We start from the raw sequence: 9,947 nt of genomic DNA, 5'->3' as shown, positions 1-9,947 counted from the left end.
CAGAAAGATTCCAAGAAAAACTTCACGGCCTTTCCCCGATAGAATATCGGGAAAAGGCCGTGGCATAATACTCTTTTTATTACTGTCTACTTGACAGGGAGATGACCAATTCTTCTCTCTTTGTTTATTTTTAAGATAACCATCTATAAAATTTTGCTTTTCATAATTCTTCATGAGTCTAGAAAAGAATCTAATCCTTTTCTAGACTCAAAAAGAAATTTTTCTAATGTACATAATTACAACGACATTAAACCTCTTTGCTCTTAAATCCACTACTTGTATTATTGATTGCATGAAACTCCTTCTTGAGAAAGGTTTTAATTTCCGAATATTCTGTTGACCGTTATAACATATCCAATTTACAATTTAATTGTGGTGTTCTTTCACAGTTAAACTACTTAGAATACACTTCATTTATTTGAAAACAATTACAAATAGAGGTGCTAAAATGAAAACTAGAGTAAATCCAGAATTATTACAAGGGTTAGAGATGTTTCCGGATCTCGATTTACGCCCAGAAAATTTGCAATCAATCAGAGAAGGAATAGCTCAAATGAGACCACCTACCGTTGTTGATGACTCTCTTTCTTTAACAGATAAAGTCATTGTTGGGCCTGATGATAATCCGTTACCATTACGAATTTATCGTCCAAAATCAAATCATGAATCTTTACCTGTCTTATTATGGATACATGGTGGAGGTTATATCTTAGGGTCTAAGATGATAACGATGATACTTGTATGAGGTTTGCAAAAGAAGCTAGCTGTGTGGTCGTGTCTGTAGACTACCGCTTAGCACCTGAACACCCTTACCCAGCACCAATTGAGGATTGTTATTCAGCTTTAAAATGGATTGCTGATAATGCAAAGTCATTAAACATTGATTCGAATCGAATTGGGGTTGCAGGAGTAAGCGCTGGCGGTGGACTAACAGCAGCATTATCATTATTAGCACGAGATCGAAAATATCCTTCAATTTGTTTAAAAATGCCACTATATCCCATGATTGATGACAGAAATGATACACCTTCAGCGAATGAAATTAAAGAGGGATTTGTTTGGAACCAAAAGGAAAATGAAGCTGGCTGGAAAATGTATTTAGGAGAAATGTATGGAACGGATCAAATCCCTGCCTATGCAGCACCTTCTCGAGCTGAGGATTATAGTGACTTACCGTATACTTACACATTTGTTGGTCAATTAGATCCATTCCGCAGCGAAACATTAACCTATGTAAGCAAACTAGCACAAGCTGGTGTTGATGTGGAGTTTCATTTATATCCAAATGCCTATCACTGGTTTGAAGGGTTAAATCCAAATGCCGATGTATCTATTTATGCTGTGAACGAAATAGTACAAGCAATAAAGACTGGTTTCAAACGAGTATCCAAGGTTGAGGCTTAATCCCATTACAAGAGAAACACTTATAAATAGTATATATGTATTTATCATTTAAATATAATAGCCGATTCTAAATAAGAATCGGCTATTAATATGTAAAATCCGCCTAATATATCAAGGTTGAGAAACAGATATAAGATGTTTAGGCGATGTATTTATTTCCTCTGCTAATGCTTTTATGTTCATCATGATTTGAAGTATTTCTTCTTTTGTTGTTCTTGGGTTGATAGAGCAAAGTCGAATTACTACTTTTTCTTTTAATTTAGTCGTACTTAGCATAGCAAATCCTCTTTGATTAATTTCTTCCACCAATTTTTTGTTTATTTCATGAATTGTATCTGTAGATGTTAGCTCACATGGAATATAACGAAAAGTAACAATCCCTAATTGGGCAGGTGTTACTACTTCCCAATCTTTTTCTTTCCTTAAAAACTCTTCAACTTGTTCAGCTAGCATAATGCCATGATCAATTGCCTCACGAAAAGCTGTAACTCCGAATGCTTTAAAAGAAAGCCATACCTTTAATGCTCTAAATCTACGAGAAAGTTCAATTCCACGCTCCCCAAAATTCACTTTTTCTTCTATATTAGTTTCTGTATCCTTAATATACTCTGGGATCATACGGAATGTTTCACTTAAATATTGGCTATTTCGAATAAGTACACAACCAACATCATAAGGCTGAAAAAGCCATTTATGCGGGTCTAACGTTAAAGAATCGGCACGATGAATTCCACTTAATAACTCCCTTCCTTTTTCACTGAGAATTGCTGCAGCCCCATAAGCCCCATCCACGTGTAGCCATATATCTTCATCACCACATACATCAGCCAATTCATCGAGGGAGTCCACTGCTCCGCAATTCGTTGTCCCTGCATTAGCAATAACACAGAATGGTTTTTTCCCTTTTAATCGATCTTCTTTTATTTGTTTTCTTAAAGTACTAACTGAAATTTTTAAGTCTTCATCTGTCTCAATTCGGCAAATTTGATGCTGTTTAAAACCTAATACTTTAAGTGCTCGATCTACAGAAAAATGAGTTTGGTTAGAAAAATAAACAATCGCATTTTCTATGTCATTATTCAGCTTGACCTGTCTCGCTACAGTAAGTGCAGTCAAATTAGCCATGGAACCACCACTGACAAATAATCCTTCAGCTGAATCAGGGAATCCTAGCATTGATTTTAACCAGTTAATTGTCGTTAATTCAATTTGTTCGGCACCTGCACCTACTATCCAAGCTGTAGGAAATACATTAAACCCACTTGCTAAAAAATCTGCTAATACACCAACATAATTATTAGGACCTGGCACAAAAGCCATAAAATGAGGATGATCCACATGAGTAATTTGATTAAACACATTGTTATTAAGAAAATGAAGTAATTCTTTTGGATTAGATCCGTTTTCCGGAATCGTTTCAATTAGCTTGTCTCTAAAAATATTACTATCAATCGTTTCTGAAACTGGTTTACTTTTTAAATGATTCATATGATCAACAATTAAGTCAACCGCTTGATATCCTAACTGACGCATTTCTTCGGCTGATAACTGTAATTTTTTTGTCATTTGATTTACTCCTATTCTATTTAAAAAGGCGAGTTCTTGCTCGCCTTTTCATTTTTTATAATTTGTAATCACAAATTGTTTGTATTGGATTTTGAAGAATCGTGTTGGTTAACCCCTGGATGTGATTTAATATTTCCTGTATTTTCTCTGTTTCATATACCGTTTGATCATATCCAAACTTTATTGTAAGTCTTTCTTCAGGGAAGCACATAATTCCATACTTTACATGTGGCTCATCAACAACTTCGTAATCCGTGATAGCAAAATGTCTGTTTTCATTTGAAGAAAAGATTGCTGGATTAGTTGGATAGTTTTCAAAAACCCAAAGATGGTCAGTCAACTCAGTTTTTAATTCACTTTGCTTTTGTATATCAACAAATGAATAGTATGCATACTCATTACATTTCAATGTCTCTAGTTGTACCTTTTGCAGGAAGTCCACAAAAGATTGCGTTTCTGTCCATGCTAATCGGATAGGCAAAACATTTGTGAACAGACCGAACATATTTTCAATTCCTTCTACTTCGGGGGGTCTGACTGATACTAGGTTAGGCAATACTACTTCTCTCGTTCCGTTGAATTTGCCAAGCAATATTCCCCATACAGCTAGTAATGCCGTATTCATAGTTATATTATTTTTAGTTACAAATGTCTGTAACTGATCAGTCAAATCCTTGTCTAATGTTAAATCCATAAAAGTGAAGTTTAACCCTTCACTTTTAGGTGGGACTTTCTTTTTAGGAATACTAATTTTCTGATTGTATCCTGATAAATAATCTCGCCAAAAATGACGTGCTTTCTCATGATCTTGTGCCAAAGTCCAATCTATAAATGTTTCAAAAGGTTTTACCATGGGTAACCCCGCCGTAGTTCCGGCATTTGTAGTTTCGTAGAGCTGGAATAATTCGTCTATCAAAATGCTGACGCTCCAACCATCACATAATAGATGATGGGAACTCCAAATTACTTTATGCTCGTTATTACCTAGTTGGAATATACAGAGACGTGTCATAAGTTCATCATTTTTAAATCCTCGACTTAAATTTTCATTCATCCACTGTTTTAGGAATTCTTGCTGTTCTTGTTTCGTCATCTCAATCAAGTTTTTTATTTCTGAATTTATTTGAACATCATATAGAACAGCTTGCCAAGGTTTTGCTTGTTCATCTTGCACAACTATTGTTCTTAAAGCATCATGACGATCAACCAATTGTTGGAAACACTGAATAAAGAGTTTAATATCCAGCTCCCCCTCAAGTGCCCAAATTGTTTGTTCAAAATATGCATTTGTATCAGGTTCATTCGTAGCATGCTCATAAATAACTTCCTGGAAAGGTGCTAACGGGTAAATACGTTCTATTTTTATATCCGGCATTTTTTCTTGTATTTTGTTAAGTGTATGTTGATTAAGTTGTTTATCTTTAACATTTAGTAATGTAGCTTTATTATCGTTCATTATGTTTACATCATTTGTTTGTGAACTTGAAAACTGGTCTAGCTTTTTAACAAATTGAACCATGTCCCTTAATATAGGAAATGAAAATATATTTTTTGGTTCAAGCTCGAATCCTTGTCGATACAGTCTGACGGACACTTGAATCGCTTTTATCGAATCTCCACCTAAGGCGAAGAAATGATCATTTACTCCAACTTGATCTATTTTGAGTACTTCTTGCCAAATACTAGTTAATATTTTTTCCATTTCAGTTTTTGGGGCAATAAATACTTCATTTTTTTGTTTCTCCGGAGTAGGGAGCGCTTTTCTATCTAATTTACCGTTTGGAGTCAGGGGTAATTGGTCCAAATAAACAAAATAAGAAGGAATCATATAATCTGGCAAGTGATCTTGCAAATGCTTTCGTAGTTCTGTTGTACTAATATTTTGCTCAGTTACCACATATGCAACTAAAAATTTTATTCCGTTCTCATCTGTTTGATCAATTACGACAGCATGTTCGACTTGTTTATAAGTTAGAAGACAATGAGAGATTTCTTCTAACTCTACTCGATATCCCTGAATTTTCACTTGGTAATCTTGGCGGCCTAAAAATTCAATATATCCCTCAGAATGCATTTTTCCACAATCCCCTGTTTTATATATAAGACCAAAATCAGGATGTGACACAAACGCTTCATTTGTTTTCTTTTCATCATTTAAATATCCTTTAGCAAGGCCCACTCCCCCGATATATAAATCTCCAATTACACCAACAGGGCACATTTTCTTTTCATAGTTCAACACATAATACGTTTGGTTTGCCAAGGGCATCCCGTATGGAATACTATTCCAATGTGATTCCACCTGTTTGACCGGATAATAAATTGACCAAATCGATGCTTCTGTTGCCCCTCCTAGTGAGACTACTTCTGCAATCGGAAAATGTCGTTTTATTTTTTCTGGTAAAGAAAGCGGAATCCAATCTCCACTATGTAAAACTAAACGTAAAGAAGGATATTCAAAATGAGAACCTACTTGCTCCAATGCCAAATCCATGATTGCAGGCACTGTATTCCAAATTGTAATCCCTCTACGTTCGACAGTGCGGATTAATTCTTGCATGTCTCTCGGATCACGAATCATTACTAACATTGCACCTGTGCTTAAAGCTCCGAAAATATCGTATACAGATAGGTCAAAACACATGGAAGAGATACCAATAATACGATCATCTTCATTCACCTCATATTTTTGATTTATGTCTTGAATAGTATTTGTAACCGCTTGGTGAGTAATAATTACTCCTTTTGGTTTTCCTGTACTTCCTGAAGTGTATATAATATAGGCAATATCTTCTGGACCAGCAATAGCGGGCATATCTTCTGTTGTATAAAATAAGCGGCACCTGATTTTAAAATACCTAACATATTAACAATTGTGTCAACTCGCCTTTTTGCTAAAAGACCCACTTTGTCACCTAGACCAATACCTTGCTCTTTTAAGAAGTGGGCAATTTGATTAGAACGTTTATGAAGTTCCGAGTATGTTAACCATTCTTGTTCAAATACCACTGCTACTTCATCCGGTGTACGTTTTACTTGGTCTGTAAATAATTGATACAGAGTAGTTGAAGGTATTTTTTCTGTTGTTTCATTGTATTGCTTAATTAAAGTTTGATCCGATTCTTTCATCTGCAAAGATGTTATATCGCTTTGTTTCACCAATTGTTCCAATAAGTCAACAAATTGGGAAAACATTGCTTCTATTACATCAACATCAAACAACTCTTCAACATAGTTCCAGCTAATTAATAACTCTCCATTTTTTTCAATTACTACATTATCCAAATACACTTGTGGAGTCCGAGCATGAATATAGCGAAGAGAACCAAGTTGTTCCCAAGAGAAAGCACCTGCACCTGCTAACATCGAGGTGAAAACGATTAGCATAACTGCTTTTGGCGTCATTTGATGATATCGAGTAAAATCTCGAATAAAGTTAACTCCATCGTAATGACGATGTTCAAGGCCATCTAATAAAGTAGCTTGCGTTTCTTTTACTCTAGTAAAGAAAGTTTGCTCTGGTTTTACATCAACATCCAATAAAATAAGTGATGTGAAATCTCCAACAATCTGTTCTACTTCATCATGAACAGGATAACGGTTAAATACAGTCAAGTTAATTGCTAATCGACGTTGATTACTCCAATATGCCAACACATCACCATATATTGTACAAAGTAGAGCGGAAGGCGTTACCTCTTTCTCTTGTGCTAACTTTCGTAGCTTTGTCCATTTTTTATTATCCAGGATTTTTGTAAGTGATTGGAATTTAGGAGTAGCAATCTCTGCTGGATCCTTTTTTAACAGCAAAGAAGGTGCAAACGGAAAGTCAGGAAGCTTACTTGTCCAATAATCTTTTGCTGTTTTATATTCTTCGCTTTGTTCCATTTCATCATAGATAAACATATAATCTTGAAAATCAAAAGATAAAGATTCTAATTTTTGATTTGGTTTATAATAATAATGCAACAAATCCTGTCCAACAATGTTCATGCTTGCTCCGTCCATTAATAAAGCATCGTATCGAAAACATAATAAATACGTGTCTTCTTTTAAAAGAAAAGCTTTCAATTCAAACAAAGGCCATTGCCCCAAAGGGAATACATGGTTAGTCATTCGAGAACGCTCTTCTTGTAAGCGAGCATGTTGATTCCTATCATCTAAATCTATGAGACTCACTATTTCAATCTCGTAATCAGGAACGCTTTGTAATATTTGCTGTTTTCCCTCTGGTAAAATTACAGCTCGCAACATTGGATGACGATGAATTACCTTTTGAAAACTTTTTGAAAGACGATTGATATCCAAAGCTGTTTCATATTCAAAATATGTTTGAGGGGAAATACCACTTAATTCAAACTGTGAATTCCGTCCTATCATATACGCTGTCTGAACTTCTGTTAAGGAAAATGGCTTAGACAAATCTTTAACATGAGTTGGTCTACTTTCAAGGTTTTCCTCTTTATGCTCTAGCTTTACACAAGAACTCAGTTGAGCGATTGTGGGGTGCTTAAAAAAATCTGTTGTACTTATTTTTAAGCCGTCTTTTCTTAATAAATTAATTACCTGAAGTGCTTTAATAGATTCTCCTTTTAATGCAAAAAAATTATCATGAATACCGATTCCCTCGATCTCCATAACTTTTTCCCATGCACGCACTAATTTTTGTTCAATTTCATTGCGCGGAGCAACGTATGGAATTGATACATAATCCGTTTGTGTTATATCCAACAATCTTTTTCTATCCACTTTTCCATTTGGATTCAATGGAATCTCTTCTACCTGAATCATTTTTTCAGGAATCATAAACTCAGGTAATTTATCACTTAAATATTTTCTGATTTCATCAAAAGACACCTTGTTATCCGATACATAGTAGGCAGCTAATAATTTCCTATTTCCATACACTTGATCAACAACGATAGCCTGGTTTATTTCTGGATATTCCCTTAATTGAGTTTCGATTTCTCTTAATTCAATCCGATACCCCCGAATTTTCACTTGATGATCCATTCTACCTAAATATTCAAGTTCTCCATTAGGCAACCAACGAACGAGATCACCTGTATGATACATCATTTCCCCTGCCGCAAAAGGACTCGGTACAAACTTTTCATCTGTCAGTTTATTTTTACCAAGATACCCTCGTGCTACCGCTACGCCAGCAATGCAGAGTTCACCGGGAATTCCAAATGGTTTTAATTGGCCATACTTATTCAATATATAGGAATGATAATTCGGGTTAGGTTTGCCAATCGTAACTTCTTTGGAAGTGCTCAAGTCTTTTACTGTTGCGCAAATGGTTGTTTCTGTGGGACCATAAATATTTAAAATTGTTGCTTCACTGATACAACGAATTTTTTCAACCAAATCAATGGAAAATGATTCTCCTGCTAATAAAATAGATTTTAAATCTTTTAGAAAAATCGCCCCTTCTGGATCACTCAAAATCACTTCCATTCGCGATGGCGTTGATTCCCATAAATCCACCTTATGTTTTTTGACCAAATGAGCCAATTCTTTTGTTGCAAACTGGTCCTCTGTAGCAATTACTACTTTTGAACCTTGCGTTAAAGGAAGACATATTTCTAACAAGGAAATATCAAAAGATACACTAGCAAGAAACAAGAATGATTGATTAGCTTTTACTTTTTCTCTCATTACATTTAAAAAATGAACTAGCGATTTTTGTTCTATCATTACCCCTTTTGGATTTCCTGTCGATCCTGATGTGTAAATAACATAAGCTAAATCATTAGGATTATGTTCTCGTACTAAATTACTTTCTTCACCTTGAAAAAGATATTCTTTATCAAGATACAGTACTTCACCTGCAAATTGTGGCAATACTTCCTCTGTTCGCTTACTAAGTAAATATTTTGCTTGACTATCTTGTAACATATATTCAATTCGTTCAGTTGGGTAGTTAGGGTCGATTGGTAAATACGCTGCTCCTGCTTTTAAAATCCCCATCATACCAATAATCATTTCTAATGACCGATCTACCATAACGCCAATAATACTTTCTTTTGAAACACCTTTACTTTGAAGAATAGAAGCCAATTGATTCGCTTTCTTATTCAATTCTCTATATGTCAAAGATTGATCATTACAAACAACAGCAATTTGATCTGGAGTTTTTAATACTTGCGCTTCAAACAAATCTTGAAATGATTGAAACAAGTCTATGCCCGTTTGAAAAGTATTCAATCCTTCTAACAACTCTTTTTCTTCTTCTGCAATAATACAAATATCTTTCAATGCCAAATTCGGATTTTGTGAAACTTGCTTTAAAACATAACAATACGAATTGGCAAACTGTTGCAAAGAAGAGAATGAACGGGACTTGCAAGAAATTTGAAATTCAAATTCATTATGTATTTCATTCCATTTTCTTCGTATCCATAGGGCTAAATTATTCTCTGCGTATTCTTCTAGCGAATTTTCATTATGTAATCCTTCCATCCCGATTACAATTTGAAAAGGAGTTAAATTGTGTTTAACTAATAATTCAGAGAGCGGATACTCCTGATTTTCATACCCGAATAAAGTCGTTTGTTCAATCTCATTTACTAATTGTTTAAAGGTGTGATGCGGCTGGATTTCACTTCCTAAAGGAATCAACTTATTAAGATTCTCACTTTGTTCAAGATTCTTTTCAATTATAGGAATACCAATAGTAATTCTTTCTTGATCTGTATAATGTGCCAAACAAACCCTTAAAGCGGCTTGAAACCAGCTAAATAATAATAAATCTTGAGACTTACTTATTTTTTGTATACTTTTACTAAATTCTACATTCACTATGACTTGAACGTATTCACAAGGTGTTTCTTTATTTAGTTGGTAATCGCTATTAAATTTAAATACAGAAAAATCGAGAATCTCGGAAGATAATTGCTCCTTCCAAAACGCTTCTACTTCTTTATTTTCATGAATCGAACTTCGATCTTTAATGTGCATTTTTATCTTTATCC

At 34.6% G+C, this 9,947-nt stretch carries 2 protein-coding genes and 2 pseudogenes; 2 read left to right on the top strand and 2 right to left on the bottom strand.

Annotated elements, in window-relative coordinates:
- A partial coding sequence (locus tag MR168_RS33720) for an IS3 family transposase (protein WP_325837495.1) occupies positions 1 to 68 on the top strand: 68 nt, incomplete at its 5' end.
- 380 nt (positions 69 to 448) lie between these two features.
- A pseudogene (locus tag MR168_RS21890) lies at positions 449 to 1,404 on the top strand (alpha/beta hydrolase).
- 111 nt (positions 1,405 to 1,515) lie between these two features.
- On the opposite strand, the gene MR168_RS21885 reads toward MR168_RS21890, so the two are convergent.
- Both MR168_RS21885 and MR168_RS21880 read right to left on the bottom strand, forming a co-directional pair.
- Positions 1,516 to 2,970, bottom strand: a complete 1,455-nt coding sequence (locus tag MR168_RS21885; protein WP_000162820.1) for a pyridoxal phosphate-dependent decarboxylase family protein — start codon at positions 2,968 to 2,970, stop codon at positions 1,516 to 1,518.
- A gap of 55 nt (positions 2,971 to 3,025) precedes the next feature.
- A pseudogene (locus MR168_RS21880) lies at positions 3,026 to 9,933 on the bottom strand (amino acid adenylation domain-containing protein).
- Positions 9,934 to 9,947 lie beyond the last annotated feature (14 nt).

The sequence above is a fragment of the Bacillus cereus group sp. BfR-BA-01356 genome, assembly GCF_022663635.1.
GTDB classification, from domain to species: Bacteria; Bacillota; Bacilli; order Bacillales; family Bacillaceae_G; genus Bacillus_A; species Bacillus_A cereus.
The sequence above is the reverse complement of the archived record's forward strand: the minus strand, read 5'-3'. Positions and strand labels throughout refer to the sequence as shown.